Below are 24,136 nucleotides of genomic sequence, written 5' to 3' on the forward strand. Positions count from 1 at the left end.
AGGACTGCGCCGCTCAAAGCGCGTCGGTGTCTGTTTCGCCGGTACGGATGCGAACGGCCTGATCGATGCCGAAGACAAAGATCTTGCCGTCGCCGATCTGGCCCGTTTTGGCGGCTGCGGAGATCGCTTCGACTGCCTTGTCGACGAGCTCGCTGGCCACAGCGATTTCGATCTTGAGTTTTGGAAGGAACGAGACCGCGTATTCTGCGCCGCGGTAAATCTCGGTATGCCCTTTCTGGCGACCGTAGCCCTTCACTTCAGTAACGGTCAGGCCCTGGATCCCGATGCCGGTTAGCGCTTCGCGCACCTCGTCGAGCTTGAACGGCTTGATGATGGCCATCACGATTTTCATCAAGTTCACCCTTTGCTTATGCGGGTCCCCGCGTTGCCGTACTTCACCGGCTGCGTCAGCAACCGGAGGTGCAAAGGGCAATTCAAGACGCGTGCCAATTTGGCTGCTGCGGCTTAGATCTTTGAAATATCTCAAGAAATGCAAACGGCGACCCAAAGGGCCGCCGTCAAATGCGCGTCATATCAGTATGATTTTTAGGCAGCTAATTGTGCATGCCTATTTTTTAGCCGTGCGCAGACGGATAAGCCCTTCCTGTACAGTGGAAGCGATCAAACGACCGTCGCGGCTGTACAGAAATCCACGCGCCAGACCGCGCGAGCCAATGGTGGTCGGGCTGTCATGGGTATAGAGCAGCCAGTCATCGAGCTTGTGCGGCCGATGAAACCACATTGCGTGATCAAGGCTCGCCATCTGGATTTCCGGATCAAACCCGATGCGCCCATGCGCAAAGGTCGCGGTGTCGATCAAAGTCATATCTGACGCGTAAGCGAGGATTGCAGATTGCAGCTGCCGGCTGTCCGGCACCGGCCCGTTCATCCGCATCCACACGCTCTGGTAAGGCGGAAGCTTTTCGCGGGTGGTATAGTGCTTGGTGTTGACAGGCCGAATTTCCAGCGGCCGCTCACGCGCCCAAAATTTGCGCACCGATTCCGGGATTTCGTGGCCCGTATTTTCGAGAAGCTCGAAATAGGAGGCCAGTTCCTCAGGCTGCGGCACGTCGAGCGGTGCGGGCAGCTGATGCTCGAGCCCTTCCTCTTCGACCTGGAATGAGCATTCCAGCGAGAAGATCGCATGGCCATGCTGGATGGCGGTCACGCGCCTTGTCGTGAACGAGCCACCGTCGCGCAACCGATCCACCTGGTAGATGATCGGCACCGCCGGATCGCCGGCCCGCATGAAATAGCAGTGAAGCGAGTGCACAAACCTGTCATCGGCAACGGTGCGCTGCGCTGCAATCAGCGACTGGCCAATGACCTGCCCGCCAAAAACGCGCTGCCATCCCACCTGCGGGCTGCGACCACGATAAAGGTTGTGTTCCAGCTGCTCGAGGTCGAGTATGTCGAGAAGTTCGTGAATTGACTGCGTCACCACACCTAGTCCCGTCCTGCAAATCAAGTTGGGTTTCTGCTAGATGGGAGGCGGGAGTCAAGGTGGCATGACTGCATGCCAGGAGAAGGTATTCGGATCGATGACTGATAAGGCGGACAGCTTCGACGTGATAATTGCCGGGGCCGGCTACGTCGGTATGGCGATGGCGGTGTCACTGGCTCACGCTCGGTCGAGCATGTCCATTGCGGTTGTCGATGCTGCCCCAGCGGGAGTGTGGAAGAAGGACGGCCGGGTTGTTGCCATTGCGGCGGCGGCGGTGCGGATGCTTGAAACGCTTGGTTGCTGGGAAGAGATCGCTCCGCGCGCGCAGGCAATGACCGAGATGCTGATCACGGACTCAAAGACTGCCGATCCTGTCCGCCCGGTGTTTCTAACCTTCGATGGCGAGGTCGCGCCAGGTGAGCCTTTTGCCTACATGGTCGCAAACAAGGACCTGAACGCGGCATTGCGCCGGCGCGCCGACGAACTGGGCGTGGCGCTGATTGAAGGCGTTGGTGTCACCAGCTTCGATACTCTCGCCAAGGATACCATCGTTCACCTCGCCGACGGGGTATCGCTGAACACCCGCTTGCTCGTTGCCGCCGACGGCGTGCGGTCGCGGCTGCGTGAAATGGCCGGCATCCGCACCGTTCAGTGGGACTACGGCCAGTCTGGTATCGTTTGCACGGTCGCCCATGAAAGGCCCCACGACGGACGCGCGGAGGAGCATTTCCTGCCCGCGGGCCCCTTTGCGATCCTACCGCTTGCCGATGACGAAGAGGGCAATCACCGCTCCTCGATCGTCTGGTCGGAACGCACCGAAGATGCAAACCGCTTGATCGCGGAAGACGAGATCGTCTTTGAGGCGGAACTTGAAACACGTTTCGGGCTCAAGCTTGGCGAGATCCGCGTCCTCGACAAGCCACGCGCCTGGCCGCTGGGCCTCACTCTCGCCCGTGACTTCGTCAAGCCGCGCTTTGCGCTCGCTGGCGACGCAGCGCATGGCATTCACCCTATTGCCGGGCAGGGCCTCAATCTTGGCTTCCGGGATGTCGCGGCGCTTGCCGAGATCGTGGTCGAGGCAGATCGCCTCGGTCAGGACATCGGGGCCATTGACGTTCTGGAGCGTTACCAGCTCTGGCGCCGCTTCGACACGTTCCGCATGGGGGCAACCACGGACGTGCTGACACGCCTGTTCTCCAACGACTTCGCACCGGTTCGCGCGGTCCGCGATATCGGGCTTGGCTTTGTCGACCGCCTGCCTAAGCTGAAGAACTACTTCATCAAGCAGGCCTCCGGTCTGTCGGACAAGTCCCCGCGCCTCCTGCGCGGCGAGCCGATCTGACCCGCCACATTTCCCGTCATTAACTCAGGTGCAACGCATGAGCCTTGAATCCGTACGTGCATTTTTTGCCGAGAAAGCTCCCGAAATCGAAGTCATCCTCACTGAACAGAGCTCTGCGACCGTCGAACTGGCCGCCATCGCCCATGGGGTCGAGCCGGACCAGATCGCAAAGACGATCTGCCTGCGGGCAGGCGACCAGGTCATGCTGGTGGTCGCAAAGGGAACCGCCCGCCTCGACAACCGAAAGTTCAAGGACGCATTCTCCGCCAAGCCGCGCATGCTGGGTGGCGACGATGTCGTTGAACTGACGAGCCATCCGATCGGCGGCGTCTGCCCGTTCGGTTTGCCTCAGCCGCTACCTATCTATTGCGACGTTTCTCTCAAGGCATTCGACATTGTGGTGCCCGCCGCCGGCGCTACCAATTCCGCCGTACGCATCGCGCCGCAGCGGATCGTTGAACTGACATCTGCCGAATGGGTCGACGTCTGCCAGTAGACGCAAGCCGAACCTCCTCTATCTTGGTCGCTGGGGCGCCTCGCCCCGCAACCAGATGGAGGAAGAGATGGATCGTCATGCAACGGCAGTCTGGCAAGGCAATTTGAAGGAAGGCTCCGGCACGATTGACAGCCAAAGCGGCGCGCTTTCGCAAATGGCCTATTCATTCAAGGGCCGCTTTGAAGATGATAGCGGGCGCGCTGGCACAAATCCGGAAGAGTTGATTGCCGCAGCCCATGCAGGCTGCTTTGCAATGCAGCTGTCGCACTTCCTCGCCGAAAACGGGACTCCTGCGGAAAAGCTCGAAGCCAAGGCCGTCGTTACGCTTGTCCCCGGCACCGGCATCACCCGCAGCGCACTTGAACTTGTCGGGACCGTCCCCGGCATCGATCAGGACAAGTTCACGGAACTGGCCAACAAGGCGAAGGAACGCTGCCCTGTCTCGCAGGCGCTGGGCGCAATTGAAGTGTCCCTGAATGCACGTCTTGCCTGATCTTCAAAACTAGGCATTCCGCGCGTCTCGTTGACTATGGAACCGAAATGCGCCATAGGCACCGGCGGAACTGGAAACCAACGCGATGCGCGGCATTCTTTCTGCATATCTGGCGCTTTACTTCCCGAGCGGAGTCTCCTTCGCTTCGCGTGGGGCACCGATGCGCGCACGTTCCTCCAAAACCACGGCCAAAACGACCGCAAAAACGGTCTGACTCTCCTTTTGGCCCGCTCGTTCTCTCCCCGGGTCTGGCCAAGGGGATGAAGAGTCGGGAGGCGGGATCCGATGGCCGGGGGTTCCTCTCCAGACGCAGCAAGCGGAGAGATTGGGCATGATACCCGCATTCAACTGATGCCACCGGGTAGATCATGCTCTGAAAAGGAGCACGGGAATGGGTTTCAAGATTGCAATCGCCGGCGCCACGGGCAATGTCGGGCGCGAAATGCTCAACATCCTCGAAGAGCGCGGCTTTCCGGCTGATGAAGTCGTCGCACTCGCATCGCGCCGTTCGGTCGGCACCGAGGTGTCGTATGGCGACAAGACGCTGAAGGTCAAAGATCTCGCAACCTATGACTTTTCCGACACCGACATCTGCCTGATGTCCGCTGGCGGCAACATCTCCAAGGAATGGTCGCCGAAGATCGGCGCACAGGGCTGCGTCGTCATCGATAACTCGTCGGCGTTCCGCTACGACCAGGACGTTCCGCTGATCGTTCCAGAAGTGAATCCGGACGCGGTGGAGATGTTCAAGCGCAAGAACATCATCGCCAATCCGAACTGCTCGACCGCCCAGCTCGTGGTTGCACTGAAGCCATTGCACGACAAGGCGAAGATCAAGCGCGTCGTGGTTTCGACCTATCAGTCGGTTTCCGGCGCTGGTAAGGAAGGCATGGACGAGCTGTTCACGCAGACCCGCGCCGTCTTCGTCGCCGATCCGGTCGAGAACCAGAAGTTCACCAAGCGCATCGCGTTCAACGTGATCCCGCACATCGATTCCTTCATGGAAGACGGCCAGACCAAGGAAGAGTGGAAGGTCACGGCCGAGACCAAGAAGATGCTCGACCCGAAGATCAAGGTCACCTGCACCGCCGTGCGCGTGCCGGTCTTCATCGGTCACTCCGAAGCCGTCAACATCGAGTTCGAGAACCCGATCACTGCGGACGAAGCACGCGATATCCTGCGCGAGGCTCCGGGCTGCCTGGTCGTCGACAAGCACGAGGACGGTGGCTACATCACCCCGCTCGAGGCTGCTGGCGATGACGCGACCTACATCTCGCGCATTCGCGAGGACTCCACCATCGAGAACGGCCTCAACATGTGGGTCGTCGCAGATAATCTGCGCAAGGGTGCCGCTTTGAACACCGTTCAGATCGCCGAGCTTCTGGTTGCACGCGGTCTGGTGAAGCCAAAGAAGCAGGCTGCCTGATTTACTTGCATGCGCGGGGCCTTCGGGCCCCGTTCTTCTTTGGCATGGGGAACTTTCAACCTGATCGCGCATTCCACTCCTTGCCTTCAATTGTGAGGGAACGAAGGAGAGGACTATGGACGACGCAGGAATTGGCTGGATTGCAGCCATTATTATCGGCGGTCTTGCGGGCTGGATCGCCTCGAATTTCATGAAGAGCGACACGGGCATCTTCATGAATGTCATTCTCGGCATAATCGGCGCAGCAATCGCGAGCTTCCTCTTCGGTCTGCTCGGCGTGTCTTTCGGCGGCTGGCTCGGTTACCTGATCGCCGGTTTCATTGGTGCCTGTATCCTTATTGCAGGCGCGCGAGCGGTCAGAAGCTGACACGGAACGCGCTGGAAAGGCCGGAAGCACAACCGGCCTTTCATCTATTTGGAGCTGCAGAATTCCGCATATGCCTCAGCGCTGGGCTCAAAGCCCTGCGTTTGTGCAAGCTCCCATGGCCGCTCGCATCGGCCAGTCTTCTCACACCATTGATAGCCGGCTGACCTTTTGCAGCCGTGATCGTCAAGGTCAGCGCCGACTATCGGTGTGGCATCAACTTTTTCAACTTGAAAGCCGGCCTGTCTCAGCAGTGAGATCAGGCCTTCTTCACCCGGAAGGTGCATCGCGCCAACGGCAATGAAAGCTGCTCCTCGCTCAATGAACGGGACGGCATTTTGTGCCATCGTGTGGTTGCGAGCAACGATGAGCCGCTCCTCAAAATCCGCAAAGCCCCCATCGATCCCTGCCTGTTCAGGAAGAGCAACCCGGAAGAACGGCCAGAAGGCTGCGGTTTCGCCATTGAGATATAGCTGAACCATCGTCTCCATGACATCCTCGACGCGATCGCCGAGTTCGAGTGTCTCGACGAGACCCCGCAGATGAAAATCCATCGGCAAGGAGGCCATTGCCTCAAGCTGATCGATCGCCGTCTCAAGACCGCCGAGTTGCTTCCCGTCAGCCAGCGCATCCTGCGCAAGTTTCGCGTCGAGGACCGGCTCCCCTGCCGCCTTGCGGGCAAGTTCGCATTGTGGAAGCGCCAGCATGGTCGCAAGCATCCACGGCTTCATCCTGGCAACGCTGGAAGGCGGAATGTTGCGCGCTGCCAGCGCCTTTTCGACCGCCTGACGATCAGCTTCGTTCAGCAATGAGAACAGGCTGGTGCCATCCGTAAACATCATCAGCTCCGGCCGCTGGGCCATCGCTTCCATCATCTTCGACTGGTCGAGGATGTCCGTCGTCTCGATGACGATTGTCTTGGCACCCTCGAAGGCCTCGCTTGCGGCTGCGGGAAGCTGCACCACCCGCGGATCGGAAAGATGCATCGTGCCAAACAGATAGGATGGCGCGATGCCGGCCTTCTCGATGCGCCACAACAGCGCTCCGCCATTTGCAACAGAAGCGGCTTCCTCACGGATCTTCCGCAACTCGTCCGGACGATCCCGCTCCATCGCCTCCAGCATGTTCTCCCCGCTGCAGGCCGGATATTTTTCCGTCTCGGCGTGGGCAACCGCGAGCAGCAAACCGAGATAAAAGCCCGCCAGGGCCAGAAGATTGAAGATACTCAGCAAGCGCAAGCTCTTGTCTGCAAGCCGATCGGCGAAAGAAACGGACTGTGTCATAGCCAGACGATAGAAGTGGAAGCGTGAAGAAAGGTTAAGCAGTGCTCACATCTTCGCGCCGGGAATACGGGCAGCCTGTGACACCCAGTCAGCGAACTGCGCTTCATCTAATGTCTTGTTTTCAAAGAGATGAAAATAGCGAACCTCAGGATGCTTTGAACCTTCCGGCGGCTCGGGAACGAGCGAGGCTCCACGGAAGAAGGCGACCTTGATGTACTTCGCCATGCAGTGAAAGCTCAGGAACCAGATATCGCGCTCCATCCCGTAAAAAGGGGAGTTCCACTTCACCGCCTTGGTAACTTCAGGCACGGTTCGCGAGACGATCTGGTCCAGTTGCCGACCAGCCGCCTGCTTCCAGCCGGGCATCGCCTCGAGGTAGGCCGCTACCGGTTCTTCGCCATATCCCTTCGGGATCTGCGGATTTCCGCCGCTGAGAAGCACAGGCGGGCCGGACGGCTTGACCCATTTGTCCTCGCCCTTGCCTTTCATCCGCGATCCTCCTGTTGCAATTTGCACCAGTTCAGAGAGGCGAAAATACGGCGGCCTCAGGCGCGCGGATGGGCTGCGTCATATATGTCGAGGAGCCGCGCCGTATCGACGCCGGTATAGACCTGCGTCGTCGACAGGCTGGCATGGCCCAAAAGTTCCTGGATCGTACGAAGATCGCCCCCCTTGGCGAGGAGGTGTGTTGCAAAGGAGTGGCGCAGTGCGTGCGGTGTTGCCGTATCCGGCAGATTCAGTGCGGAGCGAAGCTTCTGCATCTCGCGCTGGATGATGGCAGGTTGCAGCGGCCCTCCCCTTGCCCCCCGAAACAAGGGCTTTTCATCCGCAAGATCGTAGGGACAAAGTTTCCGATATTCGCTGACCGCCCTGGCGGCTGCCGGAAGAACCGGAACCAGACGCGTCTTTCCCCCCTTGCCTGCGATGCGAAGGACCGACTGCGCTTCGTCCTTTAACTCCTCGCCTAAAAGTCCAAGTGCCTCAGAGATACGCAATCCGCAGCCATAGAGAAGCGTCAGGACCGCTGCATTCCGGGCGGCAATCCAGGGTTCTTCGGCCAGTTGCTCGCCAGCTTTTACGACCTTTTTGGCGTCCGCAGCAGTCAACGGCTTTGGCAATGACTTCGGTTGTTTCGGCGCTCGCATGGCGTTTGCGCCGGCTGCGTTCGCCAGCCCTCGCCGTTCCATGAACCGGATGAATGAGCGAATGCCTGCAAGGCCTCTGCCAAGCGAGCGAGCCCCTGCCCCGTCATTGCGTCGCTGTGCGAGGAAGGCACGAAGATCTGCCGGCTTGAGCGAGGCGACGTCGCTGATGCCCGGAGCTTCGCCATGGTAGCCTGTCAAGAACTGCAGGAACTGACGTGTGTCCCGTTCATAGGCATCCACCGTCAATGGCGATAGCCGTCGCTCGGACGCCAGGGAATTCAACCACTCAGTGCGGATCGCCTGAAGATCAGGCTTTGCCGGAATCAGAAAGTTCTCCATGTCCGGATCTTGCGCCTTGGCGGTTAGCGATGAATGAAATTGCAACAGGCGGGCGCAGAAGATTGAAACCCGCCTGCGGCAAATGTAGAGACGCCTGATGAAAAATCTTGCAAAGCCTGTTCAGCTGGCCGTCATCGGTGCTCCCCATGGTGTAAGGGGCGAGGTACGCGTGAAGAGCTTCACGGAAGATCCATTGGCGCTCGGAGACTACGGCCCCCTCACCTGCGAAGATGGCCGCACCCTGACGGTCGCCTCGATCCGCCCGGCCAAGAATGTCGTTGTTGTCCGCTTCAAGGAAATCACCTCGCGGGAACAGGCCGAGGCAGTTACCGGGATCGCCCTCCATGTGGACCGCTCCGTTCTGCCGGACGATCTGGACGAGGAAGAATTTTATCACGCCGACCTCGTCGGCCTGGAGGTTCGTGACGAAACGGGCGAAAAAATCGGCAAGGTCACGGCCATCCAGAATTTTGGCGGCGGCGACATCGTTGAAGCAAATCTTGCCGGGCGACGCTCGGTTATGATCCCATTCACTCTGGCGGCGATCCCGGAAGTTTCGATATCCGGCGGCTACATTCGGATCGACAGCGTCGCGGCGGGACTTGTTTCCGACGGCGAGGACGAGGGGCAATGAGTTTTTCTGCAACGGTCCTGACGCTTTATCCGGAGATGTTTCCCGGAGCGCTCGGCATGTCGCTGGCGGGGCGAGCGATGGAAGCAGGAACCTGGTCGATCGAGACTGTCCAGATCCGCGACTTTGCAACCGACAGGCACCGCACCGTCGATGATACTCCGTCGGGAGGTGGCGCGGGAATGGTGATGCGGGCAGACGTTGTGGCGCGCGCGATAGATCATGCGGCTCCCGCGGCTGACCCGCGACCGAAGCTCCTCATGAGCCCTCGAGGCATGCCGCTGACGCAAGCTCGTGTGCGCGAACTCGCCGCTGGCCCCGGCGTTGTAATCGTTTGCGGGCGCTTTGAAGGCATTGACCAGCGCGTGATCGACGCGCGCGATCTCGAGGAAGTGTCGATCGGCGACTATATCCTCTCGGGAGGCGAACCGGCTGCGCTGATCGTGCTTGATGCGATCGTCCGTCTCTTGCCTGGCGTCATGGGCAACGAAGCGTCAGGAACCGAAGAAAGTTTTGAAAGCGGCATGCTGGAACACCCGCATTACACCCGCCCGCAGATTTTCGAAGACATTTCTATTCCCGAGGTTCTGACTTCGGGCAACCACGCAAAAATTGCCGAATGGCGCCGCGAGCAGGCATTGAAGCTGACGCGGGAACGCCGCCCTGACCTTCTGGCAGACAAGGATCGCGCGTGAGCCTGCTCCTGCGCCTCGAGCATCTTGCGCTCACGGTGCTGTTTGTCGTGCTTTACGCAGCGTCTGGTATGAGCTGGTGGCTGTTCGCCGCGTTGTTCCTGGCCCCTGATCTGGCCTTCGCGGCCTATCTTTTTGGTCCGCGCATCGGCGCTATGATCTACAACGCCGTCCATAGCTGGATCGGCGTCGTTCTGCTGGCGGCAATCAGCTGGGCCGCAGATCTGCCTGCCGGCTATGCAATCTGCCTGATCTGGGCAGCGCACATCGCCTTTGATCGCACCCTCGGCTACGGGCTCAAATATCAGACAGATTTCAAAGACACTCATCTTGGCCGCATTGGCAGGAGTTGATCTTTCCCCGGAAATTGTGTATCGCCGCCGCAGTTCCGGAAACTGCCGGACATCCGCAACCAAAGAATGGTGCACCGCTCCTGCCTGAGGGCATAGTCACACGGCAAAAGACTGATGTGGCAAGTGTCGAGCGCTCTGACTGTTTGAGAAGAATGAAGGATCAGGACGATGGACATCATTCGTCAGCTCGAAGCCGAACAGGCAGCCAAAATCGAAGCAAAGCGCAAGCTTCCAGAGTTCCAGCCGGGCGACACCGTGCGCGTGCTCGTTCGCGTTACTGAAGGTTCGCGTACCCGCGTTCAGGCCTATGAAGGCGTTTGCATCGCTCGTTCGGGCGCAGGCATCCATGAAAACTTCACCGTTCGCAAGATCTCCTACGGCGAAGGTGTTGAGCGTGTCTTCCCGATCTACTCGCCACTGGTCGAGGGCGTTGAAGTCGTTCGTCGCGGTAAGGTTCGTCGTGCGAAGCTCTACTACCTGCGCGATCGCCGCGGTAAGGCTGCACGTATCGTCGAGAACACCGGCACCCGTGCTCGCAAGCTGAACGAAGCTGAGCGTGAGGCCGCCCAGGCTGAGCGTGCACGCATCGAGGCCGAGAAGGTCGCTGCTGCTGAGGCTCTGGCTGCAGAAAAGGCAGCTGCTGAGGCTTCCGCAGAATAAGAATTTCCCCATCGGGATGAAAATGGCGGCTCCGGCCGCCATTTTTGTTTGTGGCGGAGTTTTCAGGGCGACCGGAACAAGCCTTTCGCACCAGCGTTCTTCTCAGCTTTCAAGGTTGAGGGGATCATGCAGGAAATTCTGGACGACATCGGCCACGCCACGTCCCTGCCGTTCGCGGTCATCGCTGCGCGGCTGGCTATCGCGACGGTGCTTGGGGCTATCATCGGCTTTGAGCGCGAGTGGCGGAACCATCCCGCAGGGCTGCGCACCCATATTCTGGTCGCCCTTGCAGCTGCGTCCTTCACGCTGATCGGCATTGAGATCGTCCATTCGCCGCAATTCGAAGACGACGGCGCACGGCAGGACCCGCTGCGTCTGATCGAAGCCGTCACGGCGGGCGTCGCATTTCTTGCAGCAGGAACCATCATCGTCGCACGTGGCCAGGTGAAAGGTCTGACCACTGGCGCCGGGCTTTGGCTCGCGGGCTCCGTCGGCCTCGCCGCCGGGCTCGGCTTCTGGCAGATCGCTGCCCTGGTCACAGTGCTGGCCGTCATCGTTCTTGGTCTGCTGCACCCGTTCGAGAAGGTGATCGTGCAGAAGCGCCCTGGTCGATCACCTCCCGAGAACAGCGACGAACGCGCGGATTGAGCACATTGTCGGGACTGCCAAACGCTGGTAATAGGCAGTTCTATGGAAGAACTTTTCGGACATCCGGGCTACAAGCACTTCGTGCTGCAGGACGTGAAGCGCCTGCCGGCGCGTTTCTACGCCCGAATTTCCGCTGCGCTACTTGGTGCCACAGCCTGAGCGCTTTCGCCTCCGGCCGTTGCCGGCCTCTTCCACCTTCCATATCGACGGATTGACGCAAAATGACCGCACCGCGCACCCTCTACGACAAGATTTTCGACGACCACGTTGTTGATCGTCAGGACGACGGCACCTGCCTGCTCTACATCGACCGCCACCTCGTGCACGAAGTCACGAGCCCGCAGGCGTTCGAAGGTCTGCGTTTGACCAACCGCAAGGTTCGTCAGCCAGAAAAGACGCTGGCCGTTGTCGACCACAACGTTCCGACCTCGCCGGACCGCAAGCACGGCATCAAGAACGAGGAAAGCCGCATCCAGGTCGAGGCACTGGCTCGCAACGCGGCCGACTTCGGCGTGGAATACTATTCGGAGAACGATATCCGTCAGGGTATCGTCCACATCGTCGGTCCTGAGCAGGGCTTCACCCTGCCGGGCATGACCATCGTTTGCGGTGACTCGCACACCTCGACCCACGGCGCGTTCGGCGCACTCGCCCACGGCATCGGCACCTCGGAAGTCGAGCATGTGCTCGCGACCCAGACGCTGATCCAGAAGAAGGCGAAGAACATGCTGGTCCACGTTGACGGCCAGCTGCCGGAAGGCGTCACCGCCAAGGACATCGTCCTCGCCATCATCGGCGAGATCGGCACTGCCGGCGGCACCGGCTACGTCATCGAATATGCGGGCGAAGCCATTCGCGCGCTGTCGATGGAAGGCCGCATGACCATCTGCAACATGTCGATCGAAGGCGGCGCGCGCGCTGGCCTGATCGCTCCCGACGAGACGACCTTCGCCTACGTCAAGGACAAGCCGCGCGCGCCGAAGGGCGAGGCGTGGGATGCAGCTCTTGCCTATTGGAAGACCCTGCACACCGACGAAGGCGCGCATTTCGACAAGGTCGTCGTGCTCGATGCAGCCAAGCTGCCTCCGATCGTCACCTGGGGCTCTTCCCCTGAGGACGTCACGGCGATCACCGGCGTTGTTCCAAACCCGGACGAGATCGAGGACGAGAACAAGCGCAACTCCAAGAAGCGCGCGCTGGAGTACATGGGTCTCGAACCCGGCACCAAGATGACGGATATATCGATCGACCGCGTCTTTATCGGCTCGTGCACCAATGGCCGCATCGAAGATCTGCGCGCTGTCGCCAAGGTCGTTGAAGGCAAGACCGTCGCCTCGACAGTCAGCGCCATGATCGTCCCGGGCTCGGGTCTCGTAAAGGCGCAGGCAGAAGCCGAAGGCCTCGACAAGATCTTCATCGAAGCTGGCTTCGACTGGCGCGAGCCGGGCTGCTCAATGTGCCTTGCGATGAACGACGACCGTCTGAAGCCGCATGAGCGTTGCGCGTCGACCTCGAACCGCAACTTCGAAGGCCGTCAGGGCTTCAAGGGCCGCACGCACCTCGTCTCCCCGGCTATGGCTGCTGCTGCTGCAATTGCAGGCCACTTCGTCGACATTCGCGAGTGGAACTGACCTGATTACTGCGCGGGCAGGGGCAATGCTTCTTCCCGCGCAGAATATTTTCCCCTCTACTGCATTATAATCTTCACCTTAACTGGCTGTTGTACTTTTACTTGCTACCTCCGGTTCCGGGTGAACTGGAGGGGGGCTGGTCACTGTGAACACCGGGGTATTTACCGCACTGATAAACCCCGGCATGTCGCTGATTTTTTCAGCGTCGTTCTTCCTGCTTTGGAGACACCAGAGAGACCGCCGCTTCATCGCCGTTCTGAGCGCGGCATTTCTTGCGATCTCGATCGGCTTCTTTCTTCAGTATTTCACCCTGATCAGCCTGACTTTTTCGAAGCTGGTATCGAACCTGTTGCTGCTTCTGGGCGCAGTTGGGCTGGCCGCAGGAACGTTTTCCCGATTCAAGTGCCGGCCGCGTCTCACCCTGGTCTATGTCGCCGCCTTGACGGGTTACGTGGCCTTCGCATGGTTCATTTTCATTGATCCTGACATTACGACCCGTATCTACGCGATCAACTTTGCGGCCGGCGCCATCTGCCTCCTGATCACCGCCGAACTAAGGCGCTCGCCCCGCACCTTCCATCTGATCGACAAGTTGCTCCTGGGGCTCCTGATCGTTTTCGGGCTCGGATGTTTCATCCGCCCGATCCTGGCGGTCATGATTGAAGGGCCCTACACCAGCTATGAGCGGTTTCACGAGACGATCTACTGGACCACCATGTCGGTCGCGACGTCACTCTTCCTCTTGCTGATCGCCCTGCTCCTCGTCACCGCAATCGCGCTGGATCTCATGGATCAGCTCAAGCGGGAGTCGCTGACCGATCCGCTTTCCGGTCTTTTCAACCGCCGCGGTCTGGAGGAGGGAGCCGAGAAGATGGTCCGTACCGCGACGCTCCACAAGATGCCGCTGACAGTCGTCATCTGCGATATCGACCACTTCAAGAGCATCAATGACACTTATGGACATGCCTGCGGCGATGCCGTTTTTGCCGCTTTCGCACATTGTCTGCGAGATTTTATCGGCCCTCATCACTTATGTGCACGGATTGGCGGCGAGGAGTTCGCCATCTTGCTTCACGGTGCCAATGCCGCGCTCGGGCGTCTTTTCGCTGAAAGCCTTCGCACCACATTGAGTGTCATGTCCCTTCCCTGCCTTCCTGACGAACGGCGCTTGTCCGCAAGCTTCGGCGTGGCGGAATGGACCAGTGGTGAAGATCTGTACAGCGTGTTGCTGCGTGCAGACGATGCGCTTTACCAGGCAAAGAATGCGGGGCGTGACAGGGTCCACGTGGCTCGGCGAGAAGGCTCTGCGCAAGATGCGCCAAGCCGCAGCCGCCTTGAAGATAGCGCCGCAGCCAAAGGCTGACCGGGCGCAGTCAGCACCTGTTGCAAATAGGTCGCACAAACGGTTCTTTAACCACAATTATTGGATTGTAGGTGTGAACGCCATTATCTTGGCGAGTTATCAAATTTAATTGCCTGCCGGGCGACTGTCGCCCCGACGGAGGGACTTATGATTTTAAGGACGAGCGGCGTAGTTCTCACCTCTCTTCTCGCGCTTTCGCTAGCCGGCTGTCAGAGCGAGCGTTTTTCGCCTTATGGTGCGCGCTCGAACGCCCCTGCCCCACTGGTTGCCGCTCCCTCTGGTCAGGTCACGAGCGGCCAGCTGCCGCCGCCGGCCCAGCCCGGCATGAGCGATCCCTCCCAATTCCCTGCAGCCCCCGGCGCGGATACGGCACCGACCCAGAACACCCAGGTCGCAGCTCTCGAGCAAGGTGCAGCGGACATTTCCACCGGCTCCGTTGCGGGCGTGTGGAATGCCAGTGTCGCAGGTCAGAGCTGCCGTATCGCCACGCCGCAGACGCGCTTTGGCCAGGGCTATCGCGCGGGACCGTTGCGCTGCCCCGCCCCGCTTGATGGCGTGAAGTCCTGGAATGTCGAGGGCAAGCAGCTCGCGCTTTATGACGCGAATGGCAGTGTCCTTGCACGCCTTTACTCCTCGGGCGGCAGCCGTTTTGACGGTCAGACGACCAGCGGACAGGCGGTATCGCTGTCGCGTTAGGCGCGATCGTTTGATGCCTCGTAGAAATTGAAGATTTTTTTCGTCACCGCGCACCCCTCTGCGCGGTGACTTTACAATGGGGTAAGGGTGGCGCCATGTCCTCGTTCGACGGAATGTCGAACTTTCGTACCGTGCGTGAAGAGTACGCCCACCGCGAAAGCACCGGCTTGTTGAAGAGCGATCCACGTCAGATCGCAGTTGTTGAGGCACTGGACCGGCTGATCGAGGAAATCTCGATCAAGCGCCTTGCCGCCAAATCCAGCGCCCTTGGATGGCTGTTTGGAAAACGTCGGCCGGCGCGTGAGCCCGTGAAGGGGCTTTACGTTCATGGCGAGGTCGGCCGCGGCAAAACCATGCTGATGGACCTTTTCTATGAGTTGGTTCCCGTCAAGCGCAAGCGTCGTGCCCATTTCAATGATTTCATGGCGGACGTTCATGACCGCATCCAGAAGCATCGCGACAAGCTGAAGCGAGGCGAAACCAAGGAAACGGACCCCATCCCGCCCGTCGCCAAAGCGCTTGCATCCGAAGCCTGGGTCCTGTGCTTCGACGAGTTCACCGTAACCGACATCGCCGATGCCATGGTCCTCTCGCGGCTGTTTTCCAGCCTGTTCGACGAGGGGGTGGTGCTGGTTGCCACCTCGAATGTCAGGCCACAAGATCTGTATCGCGACGGCCTGAACCGTTCGCTGTTCGAGCCCTTCATCGCAATCCTGGAGCACCACACTCACGTCATGAACCTTGACGGAGAGCTGGATTATCGCCGGCGCAAGCTGGACCGGATGCAGGTTTATCTGACGCCCCTCGGCCCTGAAACGGACCGCCAGATGGACGAGGCGTGGGCTGCCATGACCGTGGGCCGCAAGGTTGAGCCCTCAACCATTGCCCTCAAGGGACGCGAGATCCCGGTGCCGCTTGCTGCCGGAACCGCCGCCCGGTTCTCCTTCAACGATCTTTGTGCCCAGCCGCTGGGTGCACGCGATTACCTCGCTATCGCTGCCCGTTTTGATACGCTGTTCGTCGACCACATCCCGGTGTTGTCACAGGCGCAGCGAAATGAGGCAAAGCGCTTCATCCTGCTGATCGACACTTTGTACGACCAGCACATGCGCCTTGTTGCGAGTGCAGAAGCAGCGCCGGAGAAACTTTATTCCGGCACGATCGGGACCGAAAGTTTCGAGTTCACCCGTACGGCCTCGCGCCTTACCGAGATGCAGAGCAAGGAATGGCTGGACAATGTACGGTCTCCCGATAGCCGCGCTCGCGCAGATACACCGGCTGAAATGTAACGCATCCGTTACAAAATCTCTTACGTTTACGTAAGAGTTTTTGGTTCTAAACGATTGAAAAAACTGGCGTGGTAAGAACCGGTTGAGTTTTTTCGCTTATGGGTCTATGCGAAGACCGGATCTTGGACGGCCTCCCGTGTCCAAGGATCAGTTTCGGCATTACCGTTTCAGCCGGCCGAGGCCGGCGCCACACAGGGGAAACCACTACATGGCTCGCAACAAAATTGCCCTCATCGGCTCTGGCATGATCGGCGGCACCCTCGCCCATATGATCGGCCTCAAGGAACTCGGCGACGTTGTTCTGTTCGACATTGCCGAAGGCACCCCGCAGGGCAAGGGCCTCGACATCGCCCAGTCCTCCCCGGTTGATGGCTTTGACGCAAACTTCGTCGGCGCCAACGACTACTCGGCCATTGAAGGCGCTGATGTTTGCATCGTCACCGCCGGCGTGCCCCGCAAGCCGGGCATGAGCCGCGACGACCTTCTCGGCATCAACCTCAAGGTCATGGAGCAGGTCGGCGCCGGCATCAAGAAGTACGCGCCGAACGCCTTCGTCATCTGCATCACCAATCCGCTCGACGCTATGGTCTGGGCGCTGCAGAAGTTCTCCGGCCTGCCGAAGAGCCACGTTGTCGGCATGGCTGGTGTTCTCGACTCCGCGCGCTTCCGCCTGTTCCTGGCAGAAGAGTTCAAGGTTTCGGTGGAAGACGTCACTGCCTTCGTTCTCGGCGGCCACGGCGACACCATGGTTCCGCTGACCCGTTATTCGACCGTTGCCGGCATCCCGCTGCCGGATCTGGTCAAGATGGGCTGGACCTCGCAGGAGAAGCTCGACCAGATCGTCCAGCGCACCCGCGACGGCGGCGCAGAGATCGTTGGCCTCCTCAAGACCGGTTCGGCTTACTACGCACCGGCATCCTCGGCCATCCAGATGGCCGAAGCTTATCTGAAGGACAAGAAGCGCGTTCTGCCTTGCGCGGCAAACCTTTCGGGTCAGTATGGCCTCAACGACATCTATGTCGGCGTTCCGACCGTGATCGGTGCTGGCGGTGTTGAGCGCGTCATCGAGATCGACCTTAACAAGGACGAACAGAAGATGTTCGAGAGCTCGGTGGATTCGGTGCGTGGCCTGTGCGAGGCCTGCATCAATATTGCCCCGGCCCTCGGCGAAAAGTGAGGCTTTCTGCATGAACATTCATGAATATCAGGCCAAGCAGCTGCTGAAGGGTTACGGAGCCCCGGTCGCTGATGGCGTCGTAATCTTCAACGCTGACGAGGCTGAAGCCGCTGCAAAGCAGCTTCCCGGCCCGCTCTATGTCGTGAAGAGCCAGATCCACGCTGGCGGTCGCGGCAAGGGCAAGTTCAAGGAACTCTCCGCCGACGCCAAGGGCGGTGTACGCCTCGCCAAGTCGATCGAGGACGTCGTTGCCAATGCCAAGGACATGCTCGGCAACACACTCGTCACCAAGCAGACCGGCGAGGCTGGCAAGCAGGTCAATCGTCTCTACATCGAAGACGGCGCCGACATTTCGCGCGAGCTGTACCTGTCGCTTCTGGTTGACCGCACCGTTGGCCGCGTTGCCTTCGTCGTCTCGACCGAGGGTGGCATGGACATCGAGGCCGTTGCCGAAGAGACCCCGGAAAAGATCATCACCGTTGCGATCGATCCGGAAACCGGCGTGACCGACGCTGACATTGCCAAGCTGAACGAAGCCCTGGCTTTGACCGGCGAGGCGGCAGAGGACGGCAAAAAGCTGTTCCCGATCCTCTACAAGGCCTTCGTCGAGAAGGACATGAGCCTTCTTGAGGTCAACCCGCTGATCGTTATGGAAAACGGCCGCCTGCGCGTCCTCGACGCCAAGGTGTCGTTCGACGGCAACGCGCTCTTCCGCCACGAAGACGTGCGCGAGCTGCGTGACGAGAGCGAGGAAGACTCCAAGGAGATCGAGGCCTCGAAATGGGACCTCGCCTACGTTGCGCTCGACGGCAACATTGGCTGCATGGTCAACGGCGCAGGCCTTGCCATGGCGACGATGGACATCATCAAGCTCTACGGCGCAGAGCCCGCAAACTTCTGTGACGTCGGCGGTGGCGCTGGCAAGGAGAAGGTCGCGGCTGCGTTCAAGATCATCACTGCTGATCCGCGCGTCGAAGGCATTCTCGTCAACATCTTCGGCGGCATCATGAAGTGCGACGTCATCGCAGAAGGCGTTGTCGCAGCCGTCAAGGAAGTTGGCCTCAAGGTTCCGCTGGTTGTCCGTCTCGAGGGTACCAATGTGGAACTGGGCAAGAAGATCATCGATGAGAGCGGCCTGAACGTGATTTCGGCCGATGACCTCGACGATGCCGCCCAGAAGATCGTCAAGGCCGTGAAGGGAAACTGATCCGCGATGTCTATTCTGATCAATAAGGACACCAAGGTTCTGGTTCAGGGCCTGACCGGCAAGACCGGCACCTTCCACACCGAACAGGCACTGGCCTATTTCGGCACCAAGATGGTCGGTGGCATTCACCCGAAAAAGGGTGGCGAGAACTGGGCTGGTTCCAAGGGCGAGACCCTGCCGATCTTCGCAACTGTCGCTGAAGGCCGCGAGCGTACCGGTGCAACCGCATCGGTCGTCTATGTGCCGCCGGCAGGCGCTGCAGACGCGATCATCGAGGCTATTGAAGCCGAGATGGAGCTCATTGTCTGCATCACCGAGGGCATCCCGGTCTCGGACATGGTCAAGGTCAAGGCTCGTCTCGAGAAGTCGAAGTCGCGCCTGATCGGCCCGAACTGCCCGGGTATCGTGACCCCGGAAGAGTGCAAGATCGGCATCATGCCGGGCAACATCTTCCGCAAGGGCTCAGTCGGCGTCGTCTCGCGTTCGGGCACGCTCACCTATGAAGCTGTGTTCCAGACCTCGAACGAGGGCCTTGGCCAGACCACCGCAGTCGGCATCGGCGGCGACCCGGTCAAGGGCACCGAGTTCATCGACGTGCTGGAGATGTTCCTGGCTGACCCGGCAACCGAGTCGATCATCATGATCGGTGAAATCGGCGGTTCGGCTGAAGAAGAAGCGGCTCAGTTCCTGATCGACGAAGCCAAGCGCGGCCGCAAGAAGCCTATGGCCGGCTTCATCGCTGGTCGCACGGCACCGGCTGGCCGCACCATGGGTCACGCTGGCGCTGTGATTTCCGGCGGCAAGGGCGGCGCGGAAGACAAAATCGCGGCGATGGAAGCAGCGGGCATCCGCGTGTCGCCGTCGCCTGCACGTCTCGGCACGACGCTGGTCGAGGCAATCAAGGGCTAAGAATTTGCGCCGGGCTGCCCTCAGCCCGGCGCAATCTGAAGCGAATGGGGGCTGTTTGTCCCCTGGGGAAGTTTCTGTGTGGCTCTGGGCACAGCCCAGGTCTTTAATTTCGGAGAAGGAGCGGGGAGCTCCCAAAGGATTAAAAGATGGCGCGGCAAGACCAAGCGAACGATCAGTTTTCGCTTACATCGTTCCTGTACGGCGGCAACGCCGACTATATCGAAACGCTCTACGCGGCATGGCAGAACGATCCCTCCTCGGTAGATCCCGAATGGCGTGAATTCTTTGCCGCTTTGAAGGATGACGCCAAAGACGTCATCAAGAGCGCAGAAGGCGCCTCCTGGACCAGGCAGAACTGGCCGGTTGAGGCCCGCAACGAACTTACCTCCGCGCTTGATGGCGACTGGGGCCAGGTCGAGAAGCATTTCGAAAAGAAGGTGAAGGACAAGGCCGCCGCAACCGGCGCCAAGCTTTCCGATACCGATCTTCTTCGTGCGACGCGGGATTCCGTTCGCGCAATCATGATGATCCGCGCCTATCGCATGCGCGGCCACCTTCACGCTGATCTCGACCCGCTGGGTCTTGCTGAGGCCAAGGAAGACTACAACGAGCTTTCACCTGAGACCTACGGTTTCACGGAAGCCGATTACGACCGTCCCATCTTCATCGACCATGTGCTGGGTCTCGAATACGCGACTGTCCGGCAGATGCTCGACATCCTCAAGCGCACCTATTGCTCGACGCTTGGCGTCGAGTTCATGCACATCTCCAACCCGGAGGAAAAGGCATGGATTCAGGAACGCATCGAGGGTCCGGACAAGGGCGTTACCTTCACTCCGGAAGGCAAGAAGGCGATCCTGTCCAAGCTGATCGAGGCGGAAGGCTTCGAGCAGTTCATCGACGTCAAGTACAAGGGCACCAAGCGCTTTGGTCTCGACGGCGGTGAAGCGCTGATCCCAGCGCTCGAACAGATCATCAAGCGCGGCGGCGCGCTCGGCATGAAGGAAATCGTGCTCGGCATGGCGCACCGTGGCCGCCTGAACGTTCTGACGAACGTGATGGCAAAGCCGCACCGTGCGGTGTTCCACGAGTTCAAAGGCGGCTCCTTCGCACCGGACGATGTCGAGGGCTCGGGCGACGTGAAGTACCACCTCGGTGCTTCCTCCGACCGTGAATTCGACCACAACAAAGTTCACCTGTCGCTGACGGCAAACCCGTCTCACCTTGAGATCGTCAACCCGGTGGTGATGGGCAAGGCCCGCGCCAAGCAGGACCAGATCTTTGGCCGCACCCGCGAAGAGGTCCTTCCGATCGAAGCACGTGCTTCGGTCTTGCCTCTGCTGATCCACGGTGACGCGGCATTTGCGGGGCAGGGCGTTGTTGCCGAGTGCCTTGGCCTGTCGGGTCTGCGCGGTCACCGCGTTGCCGGAACGGTGCACTTCATCATCAACAACCAGATTGGTTTCACCACCAATCCGCGTTTCTCGCGCTCGTCGCCTTATCCATCTGACGTTGCGAAGATGATCGAAGCTCCGATCTTCCACGTGAATGGCGATGACCCGGAAGCTGTCGTTTACGCAGCCAAGGTTGCGACCGAATTCCGGATGAAGTTCCACAAGCCGGTCGTCATCGACATGTTCTGCTACCGCCGCTTCGGTCATAACGAAGGCGACGAGCCGGCATTCACCCAGCCGATGATGTACCGCGCAATCCGCGCGCATCGCACCACGCTCCAGCTTTACAGCGACAAGCTGATTGCCGAAGGCCTGATCAGCCAGGCTGAAATCGACAAGATGAAGGCTGACTGGCGCGCGCATCTTGAAGCTGAGTTCGAAGCCGGCCATTCCTACAAGCCCAACAAGGCCGACTGGCTGGATGGCGCTTGGACCGGTCTTCGAACCGCGGATAACCAGGACGAGCAGCGCCGCGGCAAGACCGCCGTACCGCTGAAGACGCTGAAGGAAATCGGCAAGAAGCTGACGGAAGTTCCGGAAGGCTTCGAGGTACACCGCACCATCGGCCGCTTCCTCGACAACCGCCGCAAGGCGATCGAGACCGGCGAGGGGATCGACTGGGCAACCGCGGAATCGCTCGCGTTTGGCTCGATCCTGATGGAAGGCAATCCGATCCGCCTTTCGGGGCAGGATTCCGAACGCGGCACCTTCTCGCAGCGCCACACCGTGCTTTACGATCAGCGCGAAGAGAACCGCTACATCCCGCTGAACAATCTTGGACCCCAGCAGGCCAACTACGAAGTCATCAACTCGATGCTTTCGGAAGAGGCCGTGCTTGGCTTCGAATATGGCTACTCGCTGGCAGAGCCGCGTGCCCTGACCCTCTGGGAAGCCCAGTTCGGCGACTTCGCCAACGGTGCGCAGGTTGTCTTCGACCAGTTCATTTCGTCGGGCGAGCGCAAGTGGCTGCGTATGTCGGGTCTCGTCTGCCTTCTGCCGCACGGCTACGAAGGGCAGGGACCGGAGCACTCGTCCGCCCGTCTCGAGCGCTTCTTGCAGATGTGCGCGGAAGACAACATGCAGGTTGCCAACGTCACCACGCCGGCGAACTACTTCCACATCCTGCGCCGTCAGTTGAAGCGTGACTTCCGCAAGCCGCTGATCCTGATGACGCCAAAGTCGCTGCTGCGCCACAAGCGGGCTATCTCGACGATGGCGGAAATCTCCGGCGAGAGCTCCTTCCACCGTCTTCTGTGGGACGATGCACAGTATCTTGGCGATCAGCCGATCAAGCTGGTCAAGGATTCCAAGATCCGCCGTGTCGTGCTGTGCACCGGCAAGGTCTATTATGACCTTTACGAGGAGCGCGAGAAGCGCGGTATCGACGACGTTTACCTGCTCCGTATCGAGCAGCTCTATCCGTTCCCGGCCAAGGCACTCATCAACGAACTGTCGCGTTTCAAGAACGCAGAGATGGTATGGTGCCAGGAAGAGCCCAAGAATATGGGCGCATGGGCGTTCATCGACCCCTATCTGGAGTGGGTGCTCGCTCACATCGACGCCAAGCACAAGCGCGTGCGTTACACCGGACGTCCCGCAGCCGCATCGCCGGCAACGGGCCTCATGTCCAAGCACCTGGCGCAACTCGAGGCATTCCTCGAAGATGCGCTGGGCGAATAACCAACGGAACCACTGAAGCGAAGAAGGCTACGGAAAAGAAAAATGGCTACCGAAATTCGCGTGCCCACACTCGGTGAATCGGTCTCCGAGGCAACCATTGGCAAGTGGTTCAAGAAGGTCGGCGACTCCATCGCTGCCGATGAGCCGCTGGTCGAACTTGAAACCGACAAGGTCACCATCGAGGTACCGGCCCCTGCGGCTGGTACCCTGTCCGAAATCACTGCCAATGAGGGCGACTCGGTCGAGCCGGGCGCTTTGCTGGGCATGATCGCCGCTGGTGCTGGCGCAGCCGCAGCTGCACCGGCTGCCGCCAAGGCCGAAGCACCGAAGGCCGAGGCCGCAGCGCCAGCCGCTGCTGCTGCACCGGCTGGCCAGACATCGATGCCGGCGGCTCCGTCGGCAGCCAAGGCTGCTGCAGAAGCTGGCATCTCGACCGATCAGGTTGCTGGTTCGGGCAAGCGCGGTCAGGTCCTCAAGGGCGACGTTCTCGAGGCAATCGCAAAGGGCGTCACCGCTCCGGCCGCTTCTGCTCCGGTCGCAGCACGTCCGGCTTCCTCGGAAGGCGATGCCGTCCGTGAAGAGCGCGTTCGCATGACCAAGCTGCGCCAGACCATTGCGCGCCGCCTCAAGGACGCTCAGAACACCGCTGCCATGCTCACCACCTTCAACGAGGTGGACATGAAGCCGGTGATGGATCTGCGCGCCAAGTACAAGGACCTTTTCGAGAAGAAGCATGGCGTCAAGCTCGGCTTCATGGGCTTCTTCACGAAGGCCGTGACGCACGCGCTGAAGGAAATCCCGGCGGTCAACGCCGAGATCGACGGCACTGACCTCATCTACAAGAACTACGCGCACATTGGCGTCGCCGTTGGCACTGCCAAGGGTCTCGTGGTTCCAGTGGTTCGCGATGCCGACCAGATGTCGATCTCGGAAATCGAGAAGGAAATCGGACGTCTGGGCCTTGCTGCCCGTGACGGCAAGCTGTCGGTTGCAGACATGCAGGGCGGCACCTTCACGATCTCAAATGGCGGCGTCTACGGCTCGCTGATGTCGACCCCGATCCTGAATGCTCCGCAGTCCGGTATCCTCGGCATGCACAAGATCCAGGAGCGTCCGGTCGTTGTCGGCGGTCAGATCGTCATCCGTCCGATGATGTACCTGGCCCTCAGCTACGATCACCGCATTGTTGACGGCAAGGAAGCCGTGACCTTCCTCGTCCGCGTCAAGGAAACGCTGGAAGATCCGGAGCGTCTGGTTCTCGATCTCTAATTTAGATCAGTCTTCGAAAGGCGGCGATGTCGGGCAAGCCCAGCTGAAACACGGTGAAAACCGCTGATTGGCCAGGTCCTTGTCCCACTCGCCGCCTTTTTCATGCGGGAAAACAAAACCTGAAGCGTGCGGAGCGAATCCGAAG

General features: G+C 59.9%; 24 protein-coding genes. 19 read left to right on the plus strand and 5 right to left on the minus strand.

All coding sequences use genetic code 11. The features are described 5' to 3' along the window. Nucleotides 1–13: 13 nt before the first annotated feature. On the minus strand, nt 14–352 hold the full coding sequence (locus IOD40_RS15735) for a P-II family nitrogen regulator (protein ID WP_198477648.1): 339 nt from the start codon (nt 350–352) through the stop codon (nt 14–16). A 216-nt stretch (nt 353–568) separates the two neighbouring features. Continuing rightward, nucleotides 569–1,441 carry an acyl-CoA thioesterase II gene (gene tesB / locus IOD40_RS15740; protein ID WP_198477649.1) on the minus strand — a complete coding sequence of 291 codons (873 nt, stop codon included), beginning with the start codon at nt 1,439–1,441 and terminating at the stop codon, nt 569–571. 100 nt (nt 1,442–1,541) lie between these two features. On the opposite strand from tesB, the gene IOD40_RS15745 reads away from it, so the two are divergent. The 5 genes from IOD40_RS15745 to IOD40_RS15765 all read left to right on the plus strand — a co-directional run bounded on the left by IOD40_RS15745 (nt 1,542) and on the right by IOD40_RS15765 (nt 5,568). Next, nucleotides 1,542–2,786 (plus strand): ubiquinone biosynthesis hydroxylase, encoded by a 1,245-nt coding sequence (locus IOD40_RS15745; protein ID WP_198477722.1) that lies wholly within the window; start codon nt 1,542–1,544, stop codon nt 2,784–2,786. Nucleotides 2,787–2,823: 37 nt separating this feature from the next. Beyond that, the gene (locus IOD40_RS15750; RefSeq protein WP_198477650.1) at nt 2,824–3,282 is read left to right on the plus strand and encodes a YbaK/EbsC family protein; all 459 of its coding nucleotides are present in this window, start codon (nt 2,824–2,826) and stop codon (nt 3,280–3,282) included. A gap of 67 nt (nt 3,283–3,349) precedes the next feature. Then, nucleotides 3,350–3,775 carry an OsmC family protein gene (locus IOD40_RS15755; protein WP_198477651.1) on the plus strand — a complete coding sequence of 142 codons (426 nt, stop codon included), beginning with the start codon at nt 3,350–3,352 and terminating at the stop codon, nt 3,773–3,775. 391 nt (nt 3,776–4,166) lie between these two features. Next, complete coding sequence (locus IOD40_RS15760) at nt 4,167–5,201, plus strand: aspartate-semialdehyde dehydrogenase (RefSeq protein ID WP_198477652.1); 1,035 nt, start codon at nt 4,167–4,169, stop codon at nt 5,199–5,201. Between the two features lie 115 nt (nt 5,202–5,316). Further along, entirely contained in the window at nt 5,317–5,568 is a 252-nt protein-coding gene (locus tag IOD40_RS15765; protein ID WP_198477653.1) for a GlsB/YeaQ/YmgE family stress response membrane protein, read from the plus strand. 44 nt (nt 5,569–5,612) lie between these two features. Here the strand turns inward: IOD40_RS15765 and IOD40_RS15770 are convergent, their stop codons facing one another. Genes IOD40_RS15770 through IOD40_RS15780 form a run of 3 tightly spaced genes read right to left on the minus strand, consistent with a single transcriptional unit; the run spans nt 5,613 to nt 8,332 of the window. Further along, a complete protein-coding gene (locus IOD40_RS15770; protein WP_198477654.1) occupies nt 5,613–6,848 on the minus strand; it encodes a TraB/GumN family protein in 1,236 nt (411 codons plus the stop codon). Between the two features lie 45 nt (nt 6,849–6,893). After that, nucleotides 6,894–7,337, minus strand: coding sequence for a DUF1801 domain-containing protein (locus IOD40_RS15775; RefSeq protein ID WP_198477655.1), 444 nt, complete (start codon nt 7,335–7,337; stop codon nt 6,894–6,896). Between the two features lie 56 nt (nt 7,338–7,393). Further along, the gene (locus tag IOD40_RS15780) at nt 7,394–8,332 is read right to left on the minus strand and encodes a tyrosine recombinase XerC (protein WP_198477656.1); all 939 of its coding nucleotides are present in this window, start codon (nt 8,330–8,332) and stop codon (nt 7,394–7,396) included. A 97-nt stretch (nt 8,333–8,429) separates the two neighbouring features. Here IOD40_RS15780 and rimM point away from each other — a divergent pair, with 97 nt between their 5' ends. The 14 genes from rimM to odhB all read left to right on the plus strand — a co-directional run bounded on the left by rimM (nt 8,430) and on the right by odhB (nt 23,991). Next, the gene (gene rimM, locus IOD40_RS15785; protein ID WP_198477657.1) at nt 8,430–8,966 is read left to right on the plus strand and encodes a ribosome maturation factor RimM; all 537 of its coding nucleotides are present in this window, start codon (nt 8,430–8,432) and stop codon (nt 8,964–8,966) included. Then, nucleotides 8,963–9,658 (plus strand): tRNA (guanosine(37)-N1)-methyltransferase TrmD, encoded by a 696-nt coding sequence (gene trmD / locus IOD40_RS15790; protein WP_198477658.1) that lies wholly within the window; start codon nt 8,963–8,965, stop codon nt 9,656–9,658. Before rimM ends, trmD begins: the two co-directional genes overlap by 4 nt. After that, nucleotides 9,655–10,008 (plus strand): DUF4260 domain-containing protein, encoded by a 354-nt coding sequence (locus IOD40_RS15795; RefSeq protein WP_198477659.1) that lies wholly within the window; start codon nt 9,655–9,657, stop codon nt 10,006–10,008. Before trmD ends, IOD40_RS15795 begins: the two co-directional genes overlap by 4 nt. A 168-nt stretch (nt 10,009–10,176) precedes the next feature. Beyond that, a complete protein-coding gene (gene rplS / locus IOD40_RS15800) occupies nt 10,177–10,668 on the plus strand; it encodes a 50S ribosomal protein L19 (RefSeq protein WP_198477660.1) in 492 nt (163 codons plus the stop codon). A gap of 126 nt (nt 10,669–10,794) precedes the next feature. Next, a complete protein-coding gene (locus IOD40_RS15805; RefSeq protein WP_198477661.1) occupies nt 10,795–11,316 on the plus strand; it encodes an MgtC/SapB family protein in 522 nt (173 codons plus the stop codon). 221 nt (nt 11,317–11,537) lie between these two features. Then, nucleotides 11,538–12,947, plus strand: coding sequence for a 3-isopropylmalate dehydratase large subunit (gene leuC / locus IOD40_RS15810; protein ID WP_198477662.1), 1,410 nt, complete (start codon nt 11,538–11,540; stop codon nt 12,945–12,947). Nucleotides 12,948–13,131: 184 nt separating this feature from the next. Beyond that, nucleotides 13,132–14,310, plus strand: a complete 1,179-nt coding sequence (locus tag IOD40_RS15815; protein WP_198477663.1) for a GGDEF domain-containing protein — start codon at nt 13,132–13,134, stop codon at nt 14,308–14,310. Nucleotides 14,311–14,457: 147 nt separating this feature from the next. After that, nucleotides 14,458–15,006, plus strand: a complete 549-nt coding sequence (locus IOD40_RS15820) for a protease inhibitor Inh/omp19 family protein (protein ID WP_198477664.1) — start codon at nt 14,458–14,460, stop codon at nt 15,004–15,006. 95 nt (nt 15,007–15,101) lie between these two features. Next, nucleotides 15,102–16,295, plus strand: a complete 1,194-nt coding sequence (gene zapE, locus IOD40_RS15825; RefSeq protein WP_198477665.1) for a cell division protein ZapE — start codon at nt 15,102–15,104, stop codon at nt 16,293–16,295. A 208-nt stretch (nt 16,296–16,503) separates the two neighbouring features. Then, entirely contained in the window at nt 16,504–17,472 is a 969-nt protein-coding gene (gene mdh / locus IOD40_RS15830; RefSeq protein WP_198477666.1) for a malate dehydrogenase, read from the plus strand. A gap of 10 nt (nt 17,473–17,482) precedes the next feature. Further along, nucleotides 17,483–18,679 carry an ADP-forming succinate--CoA ligase subunit beta gene (gene sucC / locus IOD40_RS15835; protein WP_198477667.1) on the plus strand — a complete coding sequence of 399 codons (1,197 nt, stop codon included), beginning with the start codon at nt 17,483–17,485 and terminating at the stop codon, nt 18,677–18,679. Nucleotides 18,680–18,685: 6 nt separating this feature from the next. Next, the gene (gene sucD / locus IOD40_RS15840) at nt 18,686–19,588 is read left to right on the plus strand and encodes a succinate--CoA ligase subunit alpha (RefSeq protein WP_198477668.1); all 903 of its coding nucleotides are present in this window, start codon (nt 18,686–18,688) and stop codon (nt 19,586–19,588) included. Between the two features lie 146 nt (nt 19,589–19,734). Further along, entirely contained in the window at nt 19,735–22,722 is a 2,988-nt protein-coding gene (locus tag IOD40_RS15845) for a 2-oxoglutarate dehydrogenase E1 component (protein WP_198477669.1), read from the plus strand. A gap of 42 nt (nt 22,723–22,764) precedes the next feature. Continuing rightward, nucleotides 22,765–23,991 (plus strand): 2-oxoglutarate dehydrogenase complex dihydrolipoyllysine-residue succinyltransferase, encoded by a 1,227-nt coding sequence (gene odhB / locus IOD40_RS15850; protein ID WP_198477670.1) that lies wholly within the window; start codon nt 22,765–22,767, stop codon nt 23,989–23,991. The last annotated feature ends 145 nt before the right edge of the window (nt 23,992–24,136 follow it).

Source organism: Aquamicrobium zhengzhouense (genome assembly GCF_016124105.1).
GTDB lineage: Bacteria > Pseudomonadota > Alphaproteobacteria > Rhizobiales > Rhizobiaceae > Aerobium > Aerobium zhengzhouense.

Excerpts from the sequence above, each read along its gene's own strand:
- IOD40_RS15735 (WP_198477648.1), bottom strand. The coding sequence starts at position 352 with ATGAAAATCGTGATGGCCATCATCAAGCCGTTCAAGCTCGACGAGGTG.
- IOD40_RS15745 (WP_198477722.1), top strand. The coding sequence starts at position 1,542 with ATGACTGATAAGGCGGACAGCTTCGACGTGATAATTGCCGGGGCCGGC.
- IOD40_RS15750 (WP_198477650.1), top strand. The coding sequence starts at position 2,824 with ATGAGCCTTGAATCCGTACGTGCATTTTTTGCCGAGAAAGCTCCCGAA.
- IOD40_RS15755 (WP_198477651.1), top strand. The coding sequence starts at position 3,350 with ATGGATCGTCATGCAACGGCAGTCTGGCAAGGCAATTTGAAGGAAGGC.
- IOD40_RS15760 (WP_198477652.1), top strand. The coding sequence starts at position 4,167 with ATGGGTTTCAAGATTGCAATCGCCGGCGCCACGGGCAATGTCGGGCGC.
- IOD40_RS15765 (WP_198477653.1), top strand. The coding sequence starts at position 5,317 with ATGGACGACGCAGGAATTGGCTGGATTGCAGCCATTATTATCGGCGGT.
- IOD40_RS15770 (WP_198477654.1), bottom strand. The coding sequence starts at position 6,848 with ATGACACAGTCCGTTTCTTTCGCCGATCGGCTTGCAGACAAGAGCTTG.
- IOD40_RS15775 (WP_198477655.1), bottom strand. The coding sequence starts at position 7,337 with ATGAAAGGCAAGGGCGAGGACAAATGGGTCAAGCCGTCCGGCCCGCCT.
- IOD40_RS15780 (WP_198477656.1), bottom strand. The coding sequence starts at position 8,332 with ATGGAGAACTTTCTGATTCCGGCAAAGCCTGATCTTCAGGCGATCCGC.
- rimM (WP_198477657.1), top strand. The coding sequence starts at position 8,430 with ATGAAAAATCTTGCAAAGCCTGTTCAGCTGGCCGTCATCGGTGCTCCC.
- trmD (WP_198477658.1), top strand. The coding sequence starts at position 8,963 with ATGAGTTTTTCTGCAACGGTCCTGACGCTTTATCCGGAGATGTTTCCC.
- rplS (WP_198477660.1), top strand. The coding sequence starts at position 10,177 with ATGGACATCATTCGTCAGCTCGAAGCCGAACAGGCAGCCAAAATCGAA.
- IOD40_RS15805 (WP_198477661.1), top strand. The coding sequence starts at position 10,795 with ATGCAGGAAATTCTGGACGACATCGGCCACGCCACGTCCCTGCCGTTC.
- leuC (WP_198477662.1), top strand. The coding sequence starts at position 11,538 with ATGACCGCACCGCGCACCCTCTACGACAAGATTTTCGACGACCACGTT.
- IOD40_RS15815 (WP_198477663.1), top strand. The coding sequence starts at position 13,132 with ATGTCGCTGATTTTTTCAGCGTCGTTCTTCCTGCTTTGGAGACACCAG.
- IOD40_RS15820 (WP_198477664.1), top strand. The coding sequence starts at position 14,458 with ATGATTTTAAGGACGAGCGGCGTAGTTCTCACCTCTCTTCTCGCGCTT.
- zapE (WP_198477665.1), top strand. The coding sequence starts at position 15,102 with ATGTCCTCGTTCGACGGAATGTCGAACTTTCGTACCGTGCGTGAAGAG.
- mdh (WP_198477666.1), top strand. The coding sequence starts at position 16,504 with ATGGCTCGCAACAAAATTGCCCTCATCGGCTCTGGCATGATCGGCGGC.
- sucC (WP_198477667.1), top strand. The coding sequence starts at position 17,483 with ATGAACATTCATGAATATCAGGCCAAGCAGCTGCTGAAGGGTTACGGA.
- sucD (WP_198477668.1), top strand. The coding sequence starts at position 18,686 with ATGTCTATTCTGATCAATAAGGACACCAAGGTTCTGGTTCAGGGCCTG.
- IOD40_RS15845 (WP_198477669.1), top strand. The coding sequence starts at position 19,735 with ATGGCGCGGCAAGACCAAGCGAACGATCAGTTTTCGCTTACATCGTTC.
- odhB (WP_198477670.1), top strand. The coding sequence starts at position 22,765 with ATGGCTACCGAAATTCGCGTGCCCACACTCGGTGAATCGGTCTCCGAG.